Consider the following 20,889-nt stretch of genomic DNA (forward strand, 5'->3'; position numbering starts at 1 on the left):
AGCGAATTCCTTCGTGTTTTCGGCGACTGACCCGGCCGGGTGACAGGGCGGTGTACTGGACGCTCCGAGCGTCTACACGTATCGGACCACCCCTTCGCGCCACGCGCGTAGACCGCGGTTTCCGGGAGGACGGCCAGGCATGGAATTCCTACGACCGGCCAGCTGGGAGGAGGCGCTCGCCGTCAAGGCCGAGCATCCCGACGCGGTGCCCCTCGCGGGCGGCACCGACGTGATGGTCGAGCTCAACTTCGGCCACCGCCGCCCGGAACGGCTGCTCGACCTCGGGCGGATCACCGAGCTCGGGGAGTGGGAGAGCGACGGCCCCGCCGTGCGGCTGGGCGCCTCCGTGCCCTACACGCGGATCATGGAAGCGCTGCGGTCCGAACTTCCCGGCCTGGCGCTGGCCGCGCACACCGTGGCCTCCCCGCAGATCCGCAACCGCGGCGGCGTCGGCGGCAACCTCGGCACCGCCTCCCCGGCCGGCGACGCCCACCCGGCGCTGCTCGCCTCCGGCGCGGAGGTGGAGGCGGTCTCCACGCGCGGCACCCGCCTGATCCCGATCGACGACTTCTACCTGGGGCCCAAGCGCAACGCCCTCGCGCCCGACGAACTGATCCGCGCGGTCCGCGTCCGGCGGGCCGGCGGACCCCAGCAGTTCGCCAAGGTGGGCACCCGCAACGCCATGGTGATCGCGGTCTGCGCCTTCGGCCTGGCCCTGCACCCGGAGAGCCGCACGGTCCGCACCGGCATCGGCTCCGCCGCGCCCACACCCGTGCGCGCCCGGGAGGCGGAGGAGTTCCTGACCGGCGTGCTGGAGGAGGAACGGTGCTGGGACACCGGGCGCCCGCCACCGCCGTCGGCGGCGCGGCGGTTCGCCGACCTCTGCTCCGCCGCCTGCTCGCCGATCGACGACGTACGGGGCACCGCCGCCTACCGCCGCCGCGCGGTGGGCGTGCTGGCCCGCCGCACCCTGGGCTGGGCCTGGCAGGAACACCGCGGGAGCGCCCGCGTCACGGAGGGAGCCGCATGATGCGTGTCCGGCTGACGGTCAACGGCCGTCCACGGGAGGCCGACGACGTCTGGGAGGGCGAGTCGCTGCTGTACGTGCTGCGCGAGCGGATGGGACTGCCCGGCTCCAAGAACGCCTGCGAACAGGGCGAGTGCGGATCCTGCACGGTACGCCTGGACGGCGTGCCGGTCTGCGCCTGCCTGGTCGCCGCCGGACAGGCCGAGGGGCGCGAGGTGGTCACCGTGGAGGGGCTGGCGCCGGAGGGCGAACTGTCCGCCGTGCAGAAGGCGTTCATCGACGCCGGGGCCGTCCAGTGCGGGTTCTGCACGCCCGGCCTGCTGGTCGCCGCCGACGAACTCCTGGACCGCGAGCCGAAGCCCGCCGACGCCGACATCAGGGAGGCGCTCTCGGGCAACCTGTGCCGCTGCACCGGCTACGAGAAGATCATGGACGCGGTCCGCCTGGCCGCCGCCCGGCGCTCCGCCGAGCCGGAAGGGGACCGGGCATGACCGACCTCACCGAGGGGCACGTCCCGTCCGTCATCCCCGGCGTCCGGTCGGAGGCGGCGCGCCGCGCCGCCGTGCTCGGACTGCCCACCCGGTTCACCCAGCGCGCCGGGAACGTCGGCGGCGTGGGGGAGTCGGTGCCGCGCCCCGACGGCGTCCTCAAGGTCACCGGAGAGTTCGCCTACTCCTCGGACCTGTGGCACGAACACATGCTGTGGGGCCACCTGTTGCGCTCCACCACCGCGCACGCCGAGATCCTCTCCGTCGACGTGTCCGAAGCACTGGCCACGCCGGGTGTGCACGCCGTGCTCACCTACGACGACCTGCCGGCCGAGGTCCGGCACTACGGCCTGGAGATCCAGGACACCCCCGTCCTCGCCCACCGCCGGATCCGCCACCACGGTGAACCGATCGCCGCCGTCGCCGCCGACCACCCGGAGATCGCCCGGCGCGCCGCGGAGAAGATCAAGGTCGAGTACCGCGAACTCCCCGTGCTCACCGACGAGAAGAGCGCCACCGCGCCCGACGCGACCGTGCTGCACGAGGACCGCACCGACCACCACGCTCCGCACGTCCCGCACCCCAACGTCGTGCACCGCCAGCCGATCGTCCGCGGCGACGTCGAACGGGCGGCCGCGCGCGCGGACTTCGTGGTCCGCGGCGAGTACGAGTTCGGCATGCAGGACCAGGCGTTCCTCGGCACCGAGTCCGGAATGGCGGTCCCCGCCGAGGACGGCGGGGTGGACCTCTACGTCGCCACCCAGTGGCTGCACGCCGACCGCCGGCAGATCGCGCCCGTCCTCGGCCTGCCCGAGGAGAAGGTCCGGATGACCCTGGCCGGCGTCGGCGGTGCGTTCGGCGGGCGCGAGGACCTGTCCATGCAGATCCACGCCTGCCTGCTCGCGCTGCGCACGGGGCGGCCGGTGAAGATGGTCTACAACCGGTACGAGTCCTTCTTCGGCCATGTGCACCGCCACCCGGCCAGGCTGGTCTACGAGCACGGCGCCACCAAGGACGGCCGGCTCACCCACGTCCGCGCCCGGATCGTGCTCGACGGCGGCGCCTACGCCTCCTCCTCCCCGGCCGTGGTCGGCAACGCGGCCTCGCTGAGCGTGGGCCCCTACGAGGTCGACGCGGTGGAGGTGGAGGCGCTCGCCCTCTACACCAACAACCCGCCCTGCGGCGCGATGCGCGGCTTCGGCGCCGTGCAGGCATGCTTCGCCTACGAGGCGCAGATGGACCGGCTGGCCGACGCGGTCGGCATGGACCGCGTCGACTTCCGCCGGCTCAACGCCATGTCGCAGGGCTCGGTGATGCCCACCGGGCAGGTCGTCGACTCGCCCGCGCCGGTCGCCGAACTGCTGCACCGGGTACGGGAGCTGCCGCTGCCCGCGGAGCGGCCCTGGGAGAGCGGCGGGGGCGGGGTCGACGTGCGGGCGCTGCCCGGCGGGCTCTCCAACACCAGCCACGGGGAGGGCGTGGTGCGCGGGGTCGGGTACGCGGTCGGCATCAAGAACGTCGGCTTCTCGGAAGGCTTCGACGACTACTCCACGGCCCGGGTGCGGCTGGAGGCCGCCGGAGGCGAGGCGGTGGCCTCGGTGCACACCGCCATGGCGGAGGTCGGGCAGGGCGGCGTCACCGTGCACGCCCAGATCGCCCGCACCGAACTGGGCGTCACCGGGGTCACCGTCCGGCCCGCCGACACCCGGGTGGGCAGCGCCGGTTCCACCTCCGCCTCCCGGCAGACCTACGTCACGGGCGGAGCCGTCAAACGGGCCTGCGAGCTGGTGCGCGAGCGGGTGCTGGAGCTCGGGCGCGCCCGGTTCGGCGCCGCGCAGCCGGGCTGGTCCTCGGAGGGGCTCCGGCTGGAGGGCGGCAAGGTGGTCGCCGGGGACGGCACGGTGCTGGCCGGGCTGGCCGAGATCCTCGGCGACGAGGCCGTCGAGGTGGAGACCGAGTGGCGCCACCGGCCCACCGAGCCCTTCGACCGGGTCACCGGGCAGGGCGACGGTCACGTCCAGTACTCCTTCGCCGCCCACCGGGCGGTGGTCGACGTGGACGTCGAACTCGGCCTGGTCAAGGTGGTGGAACTGGCCTGCGCCCAGGATGTCGGCAAGGCGGTGAACCCGCTGGCCGTGGTCGGGCAGATCCAGGGCGGCAGCACCCAGGGGCTGGGGGTGGCGCTGATGGAGGAGATCGTGGTGGACCGCACCACGGGACTGGTCCGCAACCCCTCCTTCACCGACTACCTGATCCCCACCATCCTCGACACCCCGCCGATGCCGGTGGAGGTGCTGGAACTCGCCGACGACAACGCGCCCTACGGACTGCGCGGAGTGGGCGAGGCCCCCACCCTCTCCTCGACGCCGGCGATCCTCGCCGCGGTCCGGGCGGCGACCGGGCTGGACCTGCGGCGGACGCCGGTGCGTCCTGAACACCTCACGGGTGGGTAAGGGTCCCCCGAGGGAGAACCACGGCGGAAAGGAGCGCGGCCATGCTGGACATCGCGCACGAGCTGCACGGATGGATCGGCGAGGGCCGGGACTTCGCCGTCGCCACCGTGGTCGCCGTCGGCGGCAGCGCGCCCCGCATGCCGGGGGCCGCGCTGGCCGTCGACAGGGACGGCGAGGCGGTCGGCTCGGTCTCCGGCGGGTGCGTCGAGGGCGCGGTCCACGACCTGTGCCTGCGGGCGCTCGAGGACGGCCGGACGGTGCGCGAGAGCTTCGGGTACGCCGACGCCGACGGGATCGCGGTAGGGCTGACCTGCGGCGGGACCGTCGAGGTGCTGGTGGTGCCGGTGCGTGGGGGCGACCCGGTACGGGAGGTGTACGCGGCCGCCGTCGCGGCGGCGGTACGGCGCGAGCCGGCCGCGGTGGCGCGGATCGTGGAGGGCCCGGAGGAACTGCTGGGCCGGGCCCTGCTGATCCGGTCCGGCGGTGAAGAGCCTGACGGCGAGGGCCCCGGAGGCGAGGTGTCCGGCGGGTTCTGCCGCGGGCCCGAACTGGACCGGACGGTCGCCGCGGAGGCCGGGGCGCTGCTGGACGCGGGACGCAACGGGGCCGTCGTCGAGATCGGTGAGCAGGGCTCTCGTTGCGGAGCGCCGCTCTCGTTGCTCGTGGAGACGTCCGCGCCGCCGCCGCGGATGATCGTCTTCGGCGCCGTCGACTTCGCGGCGGCCCTGGCACGGGTCGGCGGGTTCCTCGGCTTCCACGTCACGGTCTGCGACGCGCGTGCCGTCTTCGCGACGGAGCGCCGCTTCCCGGAGGCGGACGAGGTGGTCGTCGAGTGGCCCCACCGCTACCTGGAGAACACCACCGTGGACGCCCGCACGGTGCTGTGCGTCCTCACCCACGACCCCAAGTTCGACGTCCCGCTGCTGACGAGGGCGCTGGAACTGGACGTCACGTACGTCGGCGCGATGGGCTCGCGCCGCACCCACCTCGACCGGCTGGCCCGTCTCCGGGAGGAGGGGGTGCCGGAGGGGGCGCTGGCCCGCCTGCGGTCCCCGATCGGCCTCGACCTCGGCGCGCGTACCCCGGAGGAGACGGCGCTGTCCATCGCCGCGGAGATCGTCGCCGCCCGCCGCGGCGGCACGGGCGTCCCCCTCACGGGCGCGGCCCTCCCGATCCACCGCTCCACTCCCAGGACGCGCTGACGCGCTGGGCAGGGCCTGCCACCGCCCTCCGCGACCCCCTCGCCGCCGTCCCGGCCCGCCGGCCCGCCCGGGACCCGGACCCGGTCGCTCTGCCCGCCGCGCACACCGGACGCGAAGTGATCGCCGCCGACTGCCGCGCGGGCCCTCCGGCGGACGAGGGCCTGGCCGTCGTCCGGTTGATCGCAGCTTCGTGCTCCGCACCCGCACCCTGCACCCCACCCGCCAGCACTGCACCTCCGACTACGCGGTCCTCGACGACGGCCGCATGCGCCACGTGCGCGTCACCTTCCGCTACTTCACCCCCGGCGAGCTCGACCTGCTGGCGGAACTGGCCGGTCCGCGGCTCGTACGCCGTACCGGCGGCTGGTCGGGACGGCCACCCTCCCGGTGCGGGCGTGGGCGGGGCGCGGAGCTGTGGTCGTGGCCGGTCCGGGTCGCGGAGCGTGTCGCGCGCGTGGCGTGCCGGGGTGGTCAGACGGGTGGGGAGGCACTCCCGGTACCGGCTGGGCCGGCAGGGGTGATGTTCCTGGTTTATCACCGCTTGGCTCGAACGGGAGCGCGACCGGCGCCGGCGACTCGTCGGCCTCACCATGCAGGTCATGGTTCCAGGGCCCCGGGTCGCTGCCTCCCGGGTTACCCGGGCCATCAGGCCCCCGGGGGGCTCGACCCGCCCGACCCGCCCGGGCTCTCCGGGCCGCCGGCGCTCGGGCCGGCCGGGTGGCCGGGGCCGGCTTCGGGGGCGTCGCGGCCGGCGCGGGAGAGGGCCTGGGTGACGACCACGGCCACCACCGACGCCAGCACGATCAGCGGCATCTGGTCGTGCGCCGCACGCCCCAGCAGCAGCACCGCGAGCACCGAACTGGTCAGCGGGAGCCCGGTGACCGAGGTGGTGGCCGCGGCCATGCCCAGCGCCAGCGCCGGCGTCGTGCCGAGACCCGGCAGCCCGGAGCAGGCCAGCGCGGCGCTCGCGCCCAGCAGGACGGAGGGGAAGATGGGCCCGCCGCGCAGGCTGCCGAGGCTGATGCCCCACGCCAGCCCCTTGAAGGCCACCAGCGCCACGAGCGCCGCGACCGGCCAGGCGTGCGGATCACCGGCGAGCTGGGCGAGGGTGGCCTGCCCGGAGAGGGCGGCCTCGGCGGGTGAGCGGCCCGTGACCAGGGCGTACGCGGCGAGGCAGACGCCCACCGCCGAGGCGCAGGCGATCACCCGCCACGCCGTGCGGGTGGCGGTCCAGGCGGCGGTACGGCGGCCCAGACGACGTGCGAGGGTGATCAGCACGGCGATCAGCGCGGCCAGCGGCAGACCCCACAGGAAGTCGCCCGCGTCCGGATCGCTCCTCGGCAGGGACGACGGCAGCGTCAGGGCGCCCACCGAAAGGCCCGTCCAGTGACCGAAACCGGTGAAGACCAGCGCTCCCGTGGCGCACGCGGTCAGGCACGGCAGCAGGAGGGCCACCAGCCGTGCGCCGCCGACACCGGCCGCCTCGACGACCATCACCGCGGCCGTGATCGGCCCGCCGAGGATGGTGGAGATGGCCGCCGTGGAGCCGGTGGTGGCCACCACCGCGTCGGCCTTGGGGTCGGGCGGGCCCTTGCGCAGGCGGGTGGAGAGCAGTGCCAGCCCGCTGCCGACCGCCATCAGCGGGGCCTCCGGCCCGAGGACCACGCCCAGCGGGAGGGTGAGCAGCGCGGCCAGGACGACGCCGGGCAGCTCCACCGGTCCGACGGGAGGAGCACCGAGCCCGTGCACCGGCAGGTGCCCGCCACGGCCCGGCATCCGGGTCAGGATGGGCGCCAGGACCAGTCCCGCCAGCAGCAGCGCCGGCAGCGGCCACCACCAGGGCGGCCCGGTGTGCCCGAGCGCCTCGGGCAGCGACTGCCACACCCAGTGCTGGAGTTCGTGCTGGAGCGCGACGAAGAAGAAGCAGGCGAGGGCCACCGGCACGCCGAGCAGCGCGGACAGCAGGAGCAGACGCAGGTAACCCCGGCTCAGCAGGGTCTGCCGCAGGGCGGCCTCGGCGGTTCGCGCGGCGGTCGGGGCCGGTGGCGGAGCCGGGGCGGGGCCGGAGTCCGGGGGAGTGCTCACGTTCTCCTCGGGCGGGTCGCCGGGGTGAGGGGGCGTCCGGACCAGTTAACGCGGAGCGGGCCCGCCCCGCACGCTCCGTCAGCCCGGCGGGGTCACGCCCGGCGCAGCAGGCGGTTCAGGGCCCGGCCGAACACGTACCGGCCCGCGAACCGGACCGCCCCGTCCAGGAAGGACGGGAGGAACCGGAGCCGCACGTCCTCGCGCCACAGGACGCGGGCGCGGCCGCCGGGACCCGGCCGGACCTCCAGCTCGGCCCAGCCGAGCACCACCCGGCCCCGCTTCTCCAGGCGGCAGACCCCGCCCGCGTCACCGTCCCCGGGCGGGGACCAGACGGTGATCTCCATCAGGTCGAGGAAGCCGACCGGCCCCACTCCCGTGCGGGCCCGCACCCGACGGCCGTCCGCCGTCACCCGGGTGAACGGGACCACCTGCCCGTGGCGGGGCCAGTCCGTCACCCGCCGCCACGCCTCGTCCAGGGACAGCGGCACCGTGCGCTCGATCAGGAATTCGGCCATCCGCCGATCGTAGGGAACTCCGCCCCGGAGCTCTCGCATTCACCCGGACGGGTGAGCCTCGCGCATGTCCCGCCAGGCCCGGGTACTCGCGCCCGGCAGTTCCCCGCCCCAGGCGAGAGGAAGGAGAGGCGTATGAGCCGCCCCAACTGGTTCGGCCGACCCCGACGCCCCTGGCGACGCGCCCTGGTCACCGGCGGCGCCGGCTTCGTCGGGTCCCATCTCTGTGCCCGCCTCGTGTCGGAGGGCACCGAGGTCGTCTGCGTGGACAACCTCTGCACCGGTTCCCGGGCCAACGTCCTTGACCTCGAGCAGGACCCCGGCTTCACCTTCGTCCCGGGCGACGTCACCGGGCCGGGGACGCTGGCCGACCTGCCCGGCCGGTTCGACCTGGTGCTGCACTTCGCCTGCCCCGCCTCGCCCGCCGACTACCTCCGGCTGCCGTTGCAGACCCTGGACGTCGGTTCCACCGGCACCCGCCACGCCCTGGAGCGGGCGGGCGTCGACGAGGCGCGGTTCGTCCTCGCGTCGACCTCCGAGGTGTACGGCGACCCGCTGGAGCACCCGCAGCGCGAGGGCTACTGGGGCAACGTCAACCCGATCGGGCCGCGCAGCGTCTACGACGAGTCCAAGCGGTTCGCCGAGGCGCTGACCACCGCCCACCGCCAGGTGAACAGGACCGACGCCGCGATCGTGCGGATCTTCAACACCTACGGGCCGCGGATGCGCACCGGCGACGGGCGCGCGGTGCCCACCTTCATCTCCCAGGCACTGGACGGCATGCCGCTCACGGTGGCCGGGGACGGCGGCCAGACCCGCTCCCTGTGCTACGTGGACGACACCGTCGAGGGCGTGCTCGCCCTGGCGCAGTCCGGCGAGGCCGGGCCGGTCAACATCGGCGGCTCGGAGGAGATCACCATGCTGGAGCTGGCCCGCCGGGTGATCGAACTGACCGGCTCCGGCTCGCGGATCCGGTTCGTCGACCGCCCGGTGGACGACCCCGGCAGGCGCCGTCCCGACACCACGCTGGCCCGCGAACGCCTCGGCTGGCAGCCGCGGACCGGCTGGACCGACGGGCTCACCGAGACCATCGGCTGGTTCTCCCGCACCGCACAGGCAGCCTGACGCCGCCGACCGCCCGGCGCGCGGGTAGGCCTTGCGGAACCCCACCGGCGGGCTCCCGCGGGACCCCGCGTGCCAGCCCTCGCGGGCCCCCGCGTGCCGGCCCCCGCAGGCCCCCCCGCAGAAGCCCCGCGGGACCCCTCGAGCAGCGTCCGCAGCACCCTCGCCCGCCGCCCGCGCGCCGGGCGCGGCAAGCGGGTGACAGTCACCCGGCCCGGGTTTCGCGCTCCGCCGATACGGCACCCGCCCACCCGCGCCGCGAGGAGCGGCGCGGACCGCCGAGAACCGACCGCAGGACCCAGCCGGAGCAGCCGGAGACCCACCGCGGACCCGGTGGCCAGACCCAGACCCGCACGTCCGGGACGGAGCACCACCATGCGCATCCTTGGCATCAACGCCCTCTTCCACGACCCCGCCGCCGCCCTGGTGGTCGACGGCCGCACGGTCGCCGCTGCCGAGGAGGAACGCTTCAGCCGACGCAAGCACGGCAAGCGCCCGGTGCCCTTCTCCGCCTGGGAACTCCCCGAGCTGTCGGCCCGCTGGTGCCTGGAGCACGCCGGCGTACGCCCGGAGGAACTCGACGCGGTCGCCTACTCGTTCGACCCCCGGCTGGCGCGGCCGGCCGACCGGATGGGCCTCTTCGACCCCTGGGACCCGCTGCGCCTGGAGTACGCGCGCCGCGCGCCGGAGTTCCTCGCCGAGGCGCTGCCCGGCCTCGACCCCGACCGGGTCGTCTTCGTCCCGCACCACGTCGCGCACGCCGCCTCCGCCGGACCCGCCTCGCCGTTCCCGGACAGCGCCGTCCTGGTCCTGGACGGCCGCGGCGAATGCACCTCGCACCTGGCCGGCCGTTACACCGAGGGCAAGCTCGACACCCTGGCCACCCAGGCGCTGCCGCACTCCCTCGGCCTGCTCTACGAGGAACTCACCGCACACCTCGGGTTCCTGCGCAGCAGCGACGAGTTCAAGGTGATGGCGCTCGCCTCCTACGGAAGGCCCCGCTTCCTCGGGCAGCTGCGCGAGCACGTCCACGCCACCGACGACGGAGGGTTCCGCGCGCACGGCGTCGACTGGGCGGCCCACGCCCCGCCGCGCGGCAGCCACGAGCCGTGGACCCAGGACCACGCCGACCTCGCCGCCAGCGCCCAGGCCGTGCTGGAGGAGGTCCTGCTGGAACTGGTCCACTGGCTGCACACCGCCGCCGGCGGCGATTCGCTCACCCTGGCCGGCGGCGTCGCCCTCAACTGCGTGGCCAACGCGAAGATCGCCGCCCTGGGCCCGTTCCGCGACGTCTGGGTGCAGCCCGCGGCCGGCGACGCCGGGACCGCGCTCGGCGGCGCCCTCCACCTGAGCGACCGTCCCGAGCCGATGCCCGGCGCCGACCTCGGCCGCGGCTGGTCCGACGACGAACTGCGCGCCGTCCTCCAGGAGGCGGCCGTCCCCTTCGAGGAGCCCGAGGACATCGCCGAGACGGTCGCCGAGGAACTGGCCCGGGACGGCGTCGTCGCCTGGTTCCAGGGCCGCAGCGAGTACGGCCCGCGCGCGCTCGGCCACCGGTCCCTGCTGGCCCACCCCGGACGCGCGGAGAACCTGGACCGCCTCAACAAGGTCAAGGGACGTGAGGAGTTCCGCCCGGTCGCCCCGATGGTCGTCGCCGACCGGGCCGCCGAGATCTTCACCGGGCGGCTCCCCAGCCCGTACATGCTCTTCGTGCACCAGGTCGCCGACGCCTGGCGGGACCGCATCCCGGCGGTCGTCCACGTCGACGGCACCGCCCGCGTCCAGACCGTCGAGGAGCGCCGCGAACCGCTGGTCGCCCGGATGCTGCACGCCTTCGAACGGCGCACCGGCCTCCCCGTGGTGGTCAACACCAGCCTCAACACGGCCGGCCGGCCCATGGTCGACGACCCGCGCGAGGCCCTGGAGTGCTTCGGCTCCGCCCCCGTCGACCTGCTGGCCATCGGCCCGTTCGCGGTCCGGCGCGCAAGGATGTTCGCATGACGGGCCCCGCGGAGACGTCCGGCCCGCACGGAGCCGCGGACGCGACCCCCGCCGGGAGCGGCTACGCGGTGGTGATCCCCACCCTGGTCCGCGACACCCTCGCCGACTGCCTGGCCTCGCTGGCCGCCTCCCACGGCCCCAAGCCCGCCGAGATCGTCCTGGTCGACGACCGTCCCACCCCGGACAACGAGGACGACGGACCGCTGCGGCACCCGCTGTCCGTCCTCGGCGACCTGCGCGGGCGCACCACCGTGCTGCGCGGCGGCGGCAGGGGACCGGCCGCCGCCCGCAACACCGGCGCCCAGGCGGTGGCCGCCCCGTGGATCGCCTTCCTCGACGACGACGTCCAGGTCGGCCCGCACTGGTGCGACCAGCTCACCGAGGACCTCACCACCGCCGCGCCCGACACCGGCGCCGTCCAGGGCGTGATCGCCGTGCCGCTGCCCGGTGAGCGCCGCCCCACCGACTGGGAACGCGCCACCGCGGGGCTCGCCCAGGCGCTGTGGATCACCGCCGACATGGTCTACCGCGGCGAGGCGCTCAAGCAGGTCGGCGGGTTCGACGAGCGCTTCCCGCGCGCCTTCCGGGAGGACTCCGACCTCGCCCTGCGCGTCCTGGACGCCGGCTGGCGGATCCGCCGGGGCCGCCGCACCGCCCGGCACCCGGTGCGGCCCGCCGACCGGTGGGTCTCGCTGCGTCAGCAGCGCGGCAACGCCGACGACGCGCTCATGCTGCGCCTGCACGGCCCCGGCTGGTGGAAGCAGGCCGCCGCCCCGCGCGGACGCATCCGCCGCCACATGGCGGTCACCGCGTCCGGCACGGCGGCGTGCCTGCTCGCCGCCGCCGGACGCCGCCGGGCCGCCGCGCTCGCCGCGCTCGGCTGGACCCTGGGCACCGCCGAGTTCGCCTGGGCGCGCATCGCCCCCGGGCCCCGCACCCGCCACGAGGTCGTCACCATGCTGGCCACCAGCGTCCTCATCCCGCCCGCCGCCACCCGCCACTGGCTGACCGGCCTGTGGCTCCACCGCGAGGCCCGGCCCTGGCAGGAGGTGGTCGGCCCGTGAACGCCGTGCCGGCCGTCCTGTTCGACCGCGACGGCACCCTTGTGGAGGACGTCCCCTACAACGGCGACCCCCGTCGGGTCCGCCCGATGCCCGGCGCCGCCGAGGCCCTGGCCATGCTCCGGGAGCGCGGGGTGGCCGTGGGCGTGGTCAGCAACCAGTCCGGCATCGCCCGCGGCCTGCTCACCCGCGCCCAGGTCGACGCCGTCAACGCCCGCGTGGAGGAACTGCTCGGGCCGTTCGACGTCTGGGAGATCTGCCCGCACGGCCCCGGGGACGGCTGCGGCTGCCGCAAACCCGCCCCCGGCCTCGTGGAGGCCGCGGCGCGGCGGCTCGGCGTCCCCGTCGGCCGCTGCGTGGTGATCGGCGACATCGGCGCCGACGTGGACGCCGCCCTGCGCGCCGGGGCGCGCGCCGTGCTGGTGCCGACGCCGGTCACCCGCGCCGAGGAGATCGACGCCGCCCCGGCCGTCGCCCCCGACCTGACGGCCGCGGTGCGGCTGGTGGTCGCCTACCTCGACTGCGCCGGGCAGACGGTCGAGGCGGGGAGTCCGGCATGAGAGCGCTGGTGGTCCGGCTCGACAGCTTCGGCGACGTGCTGCTCGCCGGGCCCGCCGTGCGCGCCGTCGCCCGGCACGCCGACGAGGTCGCCCTGCTCTGCGGCCCGCGCGGCGAGCCCGCCGCCCGGCTGCTGCCCGGCGTCGACCGGGTCATCGTCTGGGACGCGCCCTGGGTCGGCCCGGAGCCGCCGCCGGTCGACCCGGACGACGTCGCACGGGTCACCGGCCGGATCGCCGCCTTCGGCGCGGACGACGCCCTCGTCCTCACGTCGTTCCACCAGTCGCCGCTGCCCACCGCCCTGCTGCTGCGGATGGCCCGCGTCCCGCGGATCGCCGCCGACAGCGAGGACTACCCCGGGGCGCTGCTCGACCTCCGCCACCGCCGCGCCGCCCACGCCCACGAGGCGGAGGCCGCCCTCGACCTGGCCGCGGCCGCCGGGTTCCCGCCCGCCGAGGACGACGACGGGCGCCTCGCCGTGCTGCCGCCTCCCGACACCAGCGCCCTCACCGGACCCGAGCCCTACGTCGTCCTGCACCCCGGGGCCAGCGTCCCCGCCCGCGCCTGGAGCCCCGGCCGCTGCGCCGAGGCGGTGCGCGAACTCGCCGCCGCCGGACACCGGGTGCTGGTCACCGGCGGCCCCGGAGAGCGCCGGCTGACCGCGCGGGTCGCCGGACCGCACGGCCTGGACCTCGGCGGCCGCACCGACGCGGCGACCCTGGCCGGCGTGCTCTCCCGGGCCCGGGCCGTGGTCACCGGCAACACCGGCCCGGCCCACCTCGCGGCCGCCGTCGGCACGCCCGTGGTGTCCCTCTTCGCCCCCGTGGTGCCGGCCGGACGCTGGCGCCCCTGGGGCGTCCCGCACGTCCTGCTCGGCGACCAGGAGGCGCCCTGCGCCGGCAGCAGGGCCCGTACCTGCCCGGTCCCCGGCCACCCGTGCCTGGACACGGTGACCGCGCTCGACGTCCTCACCGCGGTGGAGAAAGTGATGGTGTCCCGATGAGGATCCTGATCTGGCACGTGCACGGCTCCTGGACGACCGCGTTCGTCCAGGGCCCGCACACCTACGTCGTACCCGTCACCCCCGACCGCGGACCGGACGGCCTCGGCCGCGCGCGGACCTTCGACTGGCCCGGCTCCGTGGTCGAACTGCCCCCGGAGCGGCTGCGCGAGGCGGAGATCGACCTGGTCGTCCTGCAACGGCCGCACGAGGCGGCGCTGGTGGACCGGTGGCTGGGCCGCCGCCCGCCCATGGTCTACCTGGAGCACAACGCCCCCGACGGCGACGTGCCCGACACCCGGCACCCGGCCGCCGGCCTCCCCGGCGTCACCCTGGTGCACGTCACCCACTTCAACCGCCTGATGTGGGACGCCGGTTCCACGCCCACGACGGTGATCGAGCACGGCATCGTCGACCCCGGCCCGCTGTGGACCGGCGAACTGCCGCGCGCCGCCGTCGTCGTCAACGAGCCGCTGCGTCGCGGACGCACCACCGGCACCGACCTCCTGGCGCACTTCGCCCACGCCGCACCGCTCGACGTGTTCGGCATGGGCACCCGCGGCACCGCCGACGCCCTCGGCATCGACCCCGCCCGCTGCCGCGACCACGAACTCGTCCAGCGCGACCTGCACGCCGAGATGGCCAGGCGCCGCGTCTACGTGCACCCGGTCCGCTGGACCTCCCTGGGGCTGTCCCTGCTGGAGGCCATGCACCTGGGGATGCCGGTCGTCGCCCTCGCCACCACCGAGGTCACCGAGGCGGTGCCCGCCGGCGCCGGTGTCGTCTCCAACCGCCTCGACGTACTGACCGACGCCGTGCGGGAGTTCACCGCCGACCCGGACCACGCCCGGGCCGTCGGCACACGGGCCCGGGCGGCGGCGCTCGCCCGCTACGGGCTGCCCCGCTTCCTCGACGACTGGGAGCGGCTGCTGAAGGAGGTGACCCGATGAGGATCGCCATGGTGTCCGAGCACGCCAGCCCGCTCGCCGCCCTCGGCGGACCCGACGCCGGCGGCCAGAACGTGTACGTGGCCCGCCTCTCCGAGGAGTTGGCCCGGCGCGGCCACGACGTCACCGTCCACACCCGCCGCGACGACCCCGACCTGCCCGACCGGGTGAGGATGCCCGCCGGCACCGTCGTCGAACACGTGGCCGCCGGTCCCGCCGAGCCGATCCCCAAGGACGAACTCCTCGCCCACATGCCGGAGTTCGGCGAGCACCTGGACCGGGTGTGGGCGCGCGAGCGGCCCGGCGCGGCACACGCCCACTTCTGGATGTCCGGACTCGCCGCCCGCGACGGCGCCCGCCCGCACGGCATCCCCGTCGTGCAGACCTTCCACGCCCTCGGCACCGTCAAGCGCCGCCACCAGGGCGCCCTGGACACCAGCCCCGTCCAGCGCGTCGCCCTCGAACGCCAACTGGGCCGCGGCTGCGACCGGGTGATCGCCACCTGCTCCGACGAGGTGGCCGAACTCGCCGCCATGGGCGTGCCCGGTGACCGGGTCTCGGTGGTGCCCTGCGGGGTCGACACGTCCGAGTTCCGGCCCGGCCCCGGCCTCGCCGGAGCGCCCGCACGCCGCCACCGGCACCGGCTGCTGGCCTGCGGCCGCCTCGTGCCGCGCAAGGGATACGACCGGGCGATCCAGGCGCTCGCCGAGGTGCCCGACACCGAACTCCTCCTCGTGGGCGGCCCGTTCGCCTGCCGCACCGAGAACGACCAGGAACTCGCCGACGCCGTGCCGGAGGCGGCCCGGCTGCTCGCCCTCGCCGAGGAACTGGGCGTCGCCGACCGCGTCCGGATGCTCGGCGCGGTCTCCCGCGACCGGATGCCCGCCCTCATGCGCAGCGCCGACCTGGTGCTGTGCACCCCCTCCTACGAACCGTTCGGCATCGTCCCGCTGGAGGCGATGGCCTGCGCCGTCCCGGTGCTCGCCACCGACGTCGGCGGGCACCGCGACAGCGTCGCCGACCGGACCACCGGACGGCTGGTCCCGCCGGACGACCCCGGGCCGCTGGCCCGGGCCGCCCGGGAACTGCTCGGCGACGACGCCCTGCGCCGCGCCTACGGAGCCGCCGGCCGGGCCCGCGTACTGGACCGCTTCACCTGGCGGCGCGTCGCGGACGGCGTCGAAGAGGTCTACCGCCAGGTGGCGGCGGGCCGCGAACTCTCTTCCTCGGAGGTGGCGTGATGGACAAGCGACCGGTTTCCGCCTCGGGCGGCCACTGCGACGCCCTCGACCAGGCCCTGGGCGAGTTCCGGGCCCGGGCCCCGCACACCGTCGACCGCTGGGGCGAACTCCTCGCCGCCGTGCTCACGGGCGGGGGCCGCCTGCTCGCCGCCGGCAACGGCGGCAGCGCCGCCCAGGCACAGCACCTCACCGCCGAACTCGTCGGCCGCTACCGCGACGACCGGCCGCCGTTCTCCGCGATCGCCCTGCACGCCGACACCTCGAGCACCACCGCCATCGCCAACGACTACGGCATCGACGAGGTGTTCGCCCGCCAGGTCCGCGCCCACGGACGCTCCGACGACATCCTGATGCTCCTCTCCACCAGCGGCGCCAGCGCCAACCTCCTGGCCGCGGCCGAGGCCGCCCGGGAGTCCGGCCTGCACGTGTGGGCGCTCACCGGCCCGGCACCCAACCCGCTGGCCGCCGCCGCCGACGAGGTGCTGGCGGTCGACGCCGCCTCCAACGCCACCGTGCAGGAACTCCACCTGGTCGCCGTCCACATGGTCTGCGAGGCGTTCGACGCAGCCCTGGAACGCGGCTGGGGGACCAAGGGACGCCGCCGCACCGAGGAGGCCGCCCGCGCCGCCGCGGCACCGCCCGCGACGGCCCGCGGCGCCGGAGGCGGACCGCACGCCCTGCAGGCCGGGCTGATCCGGCGCGCCCCCGACGACCTGCCGAGAGGAGGCCGCCGGCATGAGTGAGAGGCTCCCCGCCCCGCTGGTCGTGGTCGGCGACGCGCTGCTCGACCGCGACCTCACCGGAACCGCCGACCGGCTGGCGCCCGACGCGCCCGTGCCGGTGGTCGCCGACTGCCTGGAACGGCTGCGCCCCGGCGGCGCCGCGCTCGCCGCGTACCTCGCCGCCCGGGACGGCCACCCCGTCACGCTGGTCACCGGCCTCGGCGACGACGCCGCCGCCCGGGAACTGCGCGCACTGCTGGAACCACGGGTACGGGTCATCGCCCTGCCGGTCACCGGCCCGCTGCCGGAGAAGACCCGGCTGCTCGCCCGGCACCGGCCCGTGGCCCGCGTCGACCGGGGCGACGGCCGCGCCGCCGGCGCCACCGAGGAGGCCCGCGAGGCGATCCGCTCGGCGCACGCCGTGCTGGTCTCCGACTACGGCCGCGGCGCCGCCGACGCGCTGCGCGACGTGCTGGCCGGGCGGCCCCCCGAGGTGTGGGACCCGCACCCGCGCGGCGCCGCCCCCGTCCCGGGCACGCGGCTGGTCACACCCGCCGAGAAGGAGGCCCGCCTGTTCGCCGGGAGCGGCCCGGGCGACGACCTGCGAACCGTGTCCCGGGGCGCCGCCGCGCTGGTCCGCTCCTGGCACGCCGCCGCCGTCGTCGTCACCCTCGGCGCGCGCGGCGCCCTGCTCTCCTACGGCGACAACCCGCTGCTCTTCCCCGCCCCCGGCGCCCATCCCGGCGACCCCTGCGGCGCCGGCGACCGGTTCGCCGCCACCGCCGCCGGACGCCTGGCCGACGGCGCGCTCGTCGAGGAGGCGGTGGCCCGGGCCGTCGCCTCCGCCACCGAGTTCGTCGCCGCGGGCGCCGCCGGGGCGATCGGCTTCGAACCGGCGGGCGAGGCGGCGGCGATCGGCTGCGCACCGGCGGCCGGGGCCGCGGACCGCCCGTCGCCCCGCGGGCACGCCCGCCTCCGCGACCCCCGCAAGGCGCTCCCCGCCGGCCTCGACGCGGAGGACCCCGGGACCCTCGCGGAGAAGGTCCGCGCCGCCGGAGGGACCGTGGTGGCGGCCGGCGGCTGCTTCGACCTCCTGCACGCCGGCCACGTCGGCCTGCTCGAGGAGGCCCGCCGCCTCGGCGACTGCCTGGTCGTCTGCGTCAACTCCGACACCTCCGTCCGCCGCCGCAAGGGCGACGGCCGTCCGGTCAACCCCCTGGCCGACCGGATCCGCGTCCTCAAGGCGCTGACCTGTGTCGACGCCGTCGCGGTCTTCGACGAGGACACCCCCGAGAGGCTCCTCGCCCGGCTGCGCCCCGACGTGTGGGTCAAGGGCGGCGACTACGCGGGCGCCGACCTGCCGGAGGCGGCGCTGCTGGAGGAATGGGGAGGCCAGGCGGTCCTGCTGCCCTATCTGGACGGCCGCTCCTCCACCCGCCTCGCCGCCCGGGCAGCCGCCGCGGTGGCCGCCGCGCGCGAGCCCGGAGGCCCCCGGTGACCCGCCGCGTCCTGGTGCTGCGCGCGCTCGGCCTGGGCGACCTGCTCGCCGGCGTCCCCGCCCTGCGCGCCCTGCGCCGCGCCCACCCGGACGCCGAGATCGTCCTGGCCGCGCCCGCCCCGCTCGCCGCCGTGGCCGACGCGTCGGGCGCCGTGGACCGCCTGCTGCCGGCCTCCGCGCCCGGCCGGGCCGTGCCCGCGGCCCTCGACTGGACCGGGCCCCCGCCCGACCTCGCCGTCGACCTGCACGGCAACGGCCCGCTCAGCCACGGCCTCCTCGCCGCGCTCCGCCCCGGCCGTCTCCTCGCCTTCGCCCACCCGGACACCCCGGCGATCGACGGCCCCCCGTGGTACGCGCAGGAGCACGAACGCGACCGCTGGTGCCGCCTGCTCGCCTGGTACGGCCTCGACACCGACCCGGCCGACCTCCGGCTGCCCCGCCCGCACACCGCCTCCCCGGCACCCGGCGCCGTCGTCCTGCACCCCGGCGCGGGCTCCCCGGCCCGCTGCTGGCCCGCCGACCGGTTCGCCGCCGTCGCCGCCGCGCTGCGGGAGCGCGGTCACCGGGTGGTGGTCACCGGTGGCCCGGGAGAGGACGCCCTGGTGGCCGCCGTCGCCGACCGCGCCGCACTGCCCGGCGCCGACCGGTTCGGCGGCGGCCCGCCCTTCGAGCTGCTGTCCGCCCTGGTCGCCGGGGCCCGCGCCGTGATCAGCGGCGACACCGGGCTCTCCCACCTCGCCTCCGCCCACGCCACCCCGTCCGTCTCCCTCTTCGGACCCACCCCGCCCAGCCGCTGGGGACCCCCCGCGCACCCCCGCCACCAGGTCCTCTGGCACCCAGGCCCGCCCGGCGACCCGCACGCCCGCCGCCCCGACCCGGCCCTGCTGCGGCTCACCGCCGCCGACGTCCTCGCCGCCTTCGACCGGCTTCCCGACCCGGATGCCGCGCCCGACCACCCGGCCCCGGCGCCGGAGCGGTCAGGAGCGCCCGAGCCGTGCGGAGCACCCGAACGGTCAGGAGCGCCCGGCCCCGACGCGGCGGCGCAGCCGGCGGGAGCGGGAGCGCCCGGTCCGGCGGCGCCGCCCGGTGCGACGGGCCCGACCCTCACCACCGGAACGCCGTGAACGGCCGGCCCCCGCCCGTACCCCCCGGCTCCGCCGTCGGCGTGGTGATCGCCACCCGCGACCGCCGGGACAGCCTGGCCCACACCCTGCGCCGCCTGCGCGAACTGCCCGAGCGGCCCCCGGTGGTGGTGGTCGACAACGCCTCCCGCGACGGCACCCGGGAGATGATCGACCGCGACCACCCCGAGGTCAGGGTGGTCGCCCTGGCCGAGAACCAGGGCGCGACCGCCCGCACCGACGGGGTACGCCTGCTCGGCACGCCCTACGTGGCGTTCAGCGACGACGACTCCTGGTGGGCGCCCGGCGCGCTCACCGCCGCCGTGCGGCACCTGGAGGCCCACCCCCGGCTCGGCCTGATCGCCGCCCGCACCCTGGTCGGCCCCGAGGGGACCGAGGACCCCATGAACGAGGTGCTCGCCACCTCCCCGCTGGGCCGGGTCGCCGACCTGCCCGGCACCCAGGTGCTCGGCTTCCTCGGCTGCGCCGCCGTCGCCCGCAGGGCGGCCTACCTGGACGCCGGCGGCTACCACCGCGTCCTCTTCTTCGGGGCGGAGGAGACGCTGCTCGCCTACGACCTCGCGGCGCGCGGCTGGGGCGTGACCTACTGCCCCGACGTGGTCGCCCACCACCACCCCGCCGCCGCGCCCCGCCCCCACCGCAACGCCCTCCAGCGCCGCAACGAGGTACTGACCGCCTGGCTGCGCCGCCCCCTGCCGCTCGCCCTGGCCCGCACCGGCGCACTCGCCGCCGAAGCACGGCGGGACGGCCCCGCCCGGCGCGCCCTGCGCGAGGCACTGCTCCGGCTCCCCGGCGCCCTGCGGGCCCGCGCACCGCTGCCCCCGCACGTCGAACGCGCCGCCCGGCTGCTGGAGGGAGACCCCGCGTGAACCCCGGACCGCCGGGACCGCCCGGCCCCGCACCGCCCGGCCCCGCGGGCCCCGCACCACCCGGCCCCGACCCGCGTGTCACCGTCGTGATCATCACGCACGACCGGCGCGACGAACTCCTGCGCACCCTCGACCGGCTTGCCGCCCTGCCGGAACGGCCGCGGGTGATCGTCACCGACAACGCCTCGGCCGACGGCACCGCCGCCGCGGTCGCCCGCCACCACCCCGGGGTGCGGCTGCTGCGCCCCGGCCGCAATCTCGGCGCGGTCGGCCGCAACCTGGCGGTGCGCCACGTCACCACCCCCTACGTCGCCTTCTGCGACGACGACACCTGGTGGGAGGCCGGCTCGCTGAGCGGGGCCGCCGATCTCCTCGACCGCTTCCCGGCGGTCGGCGCGGTGACGGCGCGCATCCTGGTGGAACCGGGCGGGACCGAGGACCCCATCGTCGGCGAACTGCGCGACTCGCCCGTTCCCGGTCCCGCCTGGCTGCCCGGGCCCGCGCTCGGTTCGTTCCTCGCGGCGGCGACGGTGCTGCGCGCCGATGCGTTCCGGGCGGCGGGCGGGTTCTCCCCCCGGCTCTGGCTCGGCGGGGAGGAGGAGCTGCTCGCCGCGGACCTCGCCGCGGCCGGCTGGTGGCTGGTGTACGCGGACTCCCTCACCATCCACCACCAGGCCTCCACGGCACGGGACTCCACCCTGCGGCGCACCCACGGCATCCGCAACACCCTGTGGTTCACCTGGCTGCGGCGCCCGGCCCGCGCGGCGCTGCGGCGCACCCTGCACCTGGCGCGGAGCGTGCCCCGGGACACGGCGTCGCTGCGCGGCTTCGCCCTCGCGGCGGCGGGGCTGCCGTGGGTGCTGCGCGAACGGCGGGTGCTGCCGGCGGCGGTGGAGTCCCGCCTGGCACTTCTGGAGGCGTCGCAACGCGCCTCGACCGCCCGGCGGTACACGGGGTGAGG

The 20,889-nt window shown here is 76.7% G+C and carries 18 protein-coding genes; 16 read left to right on the forward strand and 2 right to left on the reverse strand.

Annotated features, from left to right (window positions below; genetic code table 11):
- The first annotated feature begins 139 nt into the window (after positions 1-139).
- Genes GBN72_RS02485 through GBN72_RS02500 form a run of 4 tightly spaced genes read left to right on the forward strand, consistent with a single transcriptional unit; the run spans position 140 to position 5,170 of the window.
- Entirely contained in the window at positions 140-1,030 is an 891-nt protein-coding gene (locus GBN72_RS02485; RefSeq protein ID WP_151769958.1) for an FAD binding domain-containing protein, read from the forward strand.
- Positions 1,030-1,518 carry a (2Fe-2S)-binding protein gene (locus GBN72_RS02490; RefSeq protein WP_151770887.1) on the forward strand — a complete coding sequence of 163 codons (489 nt, stop codon included), beginning with the start codon at positions 1,030-1,032 and terminating at the stop codon, positions 1,516-1,518. Before GBN72_RS02485 ends, GBN72_RS02490 begins: the two co-directional genes overlap by 1 nt.
- Positions 1,515-3,968 (forward strand): xanthine dehydrogenase subunit D, encoded by a 2,454-nt coding sequence (pucD, locus tag GBN72_RS02495; RefSeq protein WP_151769959.1) that lies wholly within the window; start codon positions 1,515-1,517, stop codon positions 3,966-3,968. The genes GBN72_RS02490 and pucD overlap by 4 nt, the downstream gene beginning before the upstream one ends.
- 41 nt (positions 3,969-4,009) lie before the next feature.
- A complete protein-coding gene (locus GBN72_RS02500; protein ID WP_151769960.1) occupies positions 4,010-5,170 on the forward strand; it encodes an XdhC family protein in 1,161 nt (386 codons plus the stop codon).
- A 645-nt stretch (positions 5,171-5,815) separates the two neighbouring features.
- Here the strand turns inward: GBN72_RS02500 and GBN72_RS02505 are convergent.
- Together GBN72_RS02505 and GBN72_RS02510 are read right to left on the reverse strand one after the other, a co-directional pair.
- Positions 5,816-7,255: a chloride channel protein gene (locus GBN72_RS02505; RefSeq protein WP_164540327.1), complete on the reverse strand. Its 1,440-nt coding sequence runs from the start codon at positions 7,253-7,255 to the stop codon at positions 5,816-5,818.
- A gap of 92 nt (positions 7,256-7,347) precedes the next feature.
- Positions 7,348-7,770, reverse strand: a complete 423-nt coding sequence (locus GBN72_RS02510; RefSeq protein WP_151769961.1) for an SRPBCC family protein — start codon at positions 7,768-7,770, stop codon at positions 7,348-7,350.
- Between the two features lie 132 nt (positions 7,771-7,902).
- On the opposite strand from GBN72_RS02510, the gene GBN72_RS02515 reads away from it, so the two are divergent.
- From GBN72_RS02515 to GBN72_RS02570, 12 genes are all read left to right on the forward strand, one after another.
- A complete protein-coding gene (locus GBN72_RS02515) occupies positions 7,903-8,892 on the forward strand; it encodes an NAD-dependent epimerase/dehydratase family protein (RefSeq protein ID WP_151769962.1) in 990 nt (329 codons plus the stop codon).
- 372 nt (positions 8,893-9,264) lie between these two features.
- On the forward strand, positions 9,265-10,890 hold the full coding sequence (locus tag GBN72_RS02520; protein WP_151769963.1) for a carbamoyltransferase family protein: 1,626 nt from the start codon (positions 9,265-9,267) through the stop codon (positions 10,888-10,890).
- Positions 10,887-11,954: a glycosyltransferase family 2 protein gene (locus GBN72_RS02525; protein ID WP_151769964.1), complete on the forward strand. Its 1,068-nt coding sequence runs from the start codon at positions 10,887-10,889 to the stop codon at positions 11,952-11,954. Before GBN72_RS02520 ends, GBN72_RS02525 begins: the two co-directional genes overlap by 4 nt.
- Complete coding sequence (locus GBN72_RS02530; protein WP_439959724.1) at positions 11,906-12,511, forward strand: D-glycero-alpha-D-manno-heptose-1,7-bisphosphate 7-phosphatase; 606 nt, start codon at positions 11,906-11,908, stop codon at positions 12,509-12,511. The genes GBN72_RS02525 and GBN72_RS02530 overlap by 49 nt, the downstream gene beginning before the upstream one ends.
- Positions 12,508-13,512 carry a glycosyltransferase family 9 protein gene (locus tag GBN72_RS02535; protein ID WP_151769965.1) on the forward strand — a complete coding sequence of 335 codons (1,005 nt, stop codon included), beginning with the start codon at positions 12,508-12,510 and terminating at the stop codon, positions 13,510-13,512. Before GBN72_RS02530 ends, GBN72_RS02535 begins: the two co-directional genes overlap by 4 nt.
- A complete protein-coding gene (locus tag GBN72_RS02540; RefSeq protein ID WP_151769966.1) occupies positions 13,509-14,459 on the forward strand; it encodes a glycosyltransferase in 951 nt (316 codons plus the stop codon). The genes GBN72_RS02535 and GBN72_RS02540 overlap by 4 nt, the downstream gene beginning before the upstream one ends.
- On the forward strand, positions 14,456-15,697 hold the full coding sequence (locus GBN72_RS02545) for a glycosyltransferase (protein ID WP_151769967.1): 1,242 nt from the start codon (positions 14,456-14,458) through the stop codon (positions 15,695-15,697). Before GBN72_RS02540 ends, GBN72_RS02545 begins: the two co-directional genes overlap by 4 nt.
- Complete coding sequence (locus GBN72_RS02550) at positions 15,697-16,440, forward strand: D-sedoheptulose-7-phosphate isomerase (RefSeq protein WP_151769968.1); 744 nt, start codon at positions 15,697-15,699, stop codon at positions 16,438-16,440. Before GBN72_RS02545 ends, GBN72_RS02550 begins: the two co-directional genes overlap by 1 nt.
- On the forward strand, positions 16,433-17,917 hold the full coding sequence (gene rfaE2, locus GBN72_RS02555) for a D-glycero-beta-D-manno-heptose 1-phosphate adenylyltransferase (protein ID WP_151769969.1): 1,485 nt from the start codon (positions 16,433-16,435) through the stop codon (positions 17,915-17,917). Before GBN72_RS02550 ends, rfaE2 begins: the two co-directional genes overlap by 8 nt.
- Positions 17,803-19,041, forward strand: a complete 1,239-nt coding sequence (locus tag GBN72_RS02560) for a glycosyltransferase family 9 protein (protein WP_151769970.1) — start codon at positions 17,803-17,805, stop codon at positions 19,039-19,041. The genes rfaE2 and GBN72_RS02560 overlap by 115 nt, the downstream gene beginning before the upstream one ends.
- Positions 19,038-19,928 carry a glycosyltransferase family 2 protein gene (locus tag GBN72_RS02565; protein ID WP_246212216.1) on the forward strand — a complete coding sequence of 297 codons (891 nt, stop codon included), beginning with the start codon at positions 19,038-19,040 and terminating at the stop codon, positions 19,926-19,928. Before GBN72_RS02560 ends, GBN72_RS02565 begins: the two co-directional genes overlap by 4 nt.
- Positions 19,925-20,887 carry a glycosyltransferase family 2 protein gene (locus GBN72_RS02570; RefSeq protein ID WP_151769971.1) on the forward strand — a complete coding sequence of 321 codons (963 nt, stop codon included), beginning with the start codon at positions 19,925-19,927 and terminating at the stop codon, positions 20,885-20,887. Before GBN72_RS02565 ends, GBN72_RS02570 begins: the two co-directional genes overlap by 4 nt.
- Positions 20,888-20,889 lie beyond the last annotated feature (2 nt).

Origin of the sequence: Streptomyces abyssomicinicus, assembly GCF_008974245.1 — a bacterium.
GTDB classification, from domain to species: Bacteria; Actinomycetota; Actinomycetes; order Streptomycetales; family Streptomycetaceae; genus Streptomyces; species Streptomyces abyssomicinicus.

Coding starts and splice junctions, on each gene's coding strand:
- GBN72_RS02540 (WP_151769966.1), top strand. CDS start 13,509: ATGAGGATCCTGATCTGGCACGTGCACGGCTCCTGGACGACCGCGTTC.
- GBN72_RS02525 (WP_151769964.1), top strand. CDS start 10,887: ATGACGGGCCCCGCGGAGACGTCCGGCCCGCACGGAGCCGCGGACGCG.
- pucD (WP_151769959.1), top strand. CDS start 1,515: ATGACCGACCTCACCGAGGGGCACGTCCCGTCCGTCATCCCCGGCGTC.
- GBN72_RS02500 (WP_151769960.1), top strand. CDS start 4,010: ATGCTGGACATCGCGCACGAGCTGCACGGATGGATCGGCGAGGGCCGG.
- rfaE2 (WP_151769969.1), top strand. CDS start 16,433: ATGAGTGAGAGGCTCCCCGCCCCGCTGGTCGTGGTCGGCGACGCGCTG.
- GBN72_RS02490 (WP_151770887.1), top strand. CDS start 1,030: ATGCGTGTCCGGCTGACGGTCAACGGCCGTCCACGGGAGGCCGACGAC.
- GBN72_RS02515 (WP_151769962.1), top strand. CDS start 7,903: ATGAGCCGCCCCAACTGGTTCGGCCGACCCCGACGCCCCTGGCGACGC.
- GBN72_RS02520 (WP_151769963.1), top strand. CDS start 9,265: ATGCGCATCCTTGGCATCAACGCCCTCTTCCACGACCCCGCCGCCGCC.
- GBN72_RS02510 (WP_151769961.1), bottom strand. CDS start 7,770: ATGGCCGAATTCCTGATCGAGCGCACGGTGCCGCTGTCCCTGGACGAG.
- GBN72_RS02535 (WP_151769965.1), top strand. CDS start 12,508: ATGAGAGCGCTGGTGGTCCGGCTCGACAGCTTCGGCGACGTGCTGCTC.
- GBN72_RS02545 (WP_151769967.1), top strand. CDS start 14,456: ATGAGGATCGCCATGGTGTCCGAGCACGCCAGCCCGCTCGCCGCCCTC.
- GBN72_RS02560 (WP_151769970.1), top strand. CDS start 17,803: ATGGGGAGGCCAGGCGGTCCTGCTGCCCTATCTGGACGGCCGCTCCTC.
- GBN72_RS02550 (WP_151769968.1), top strand. CDS start 15,697: ATGGACAAGCGACCGGTTTCCGCCTCGGGCGGCCACTGCGACGCCCTC.
- GBN72_RS02485 (WP_151769958.1), top strand. CDS start 140: ATGGAATTCCTACGACCGGCCAGCTGGGAGGAGGCGCTCGCCGTCAAG.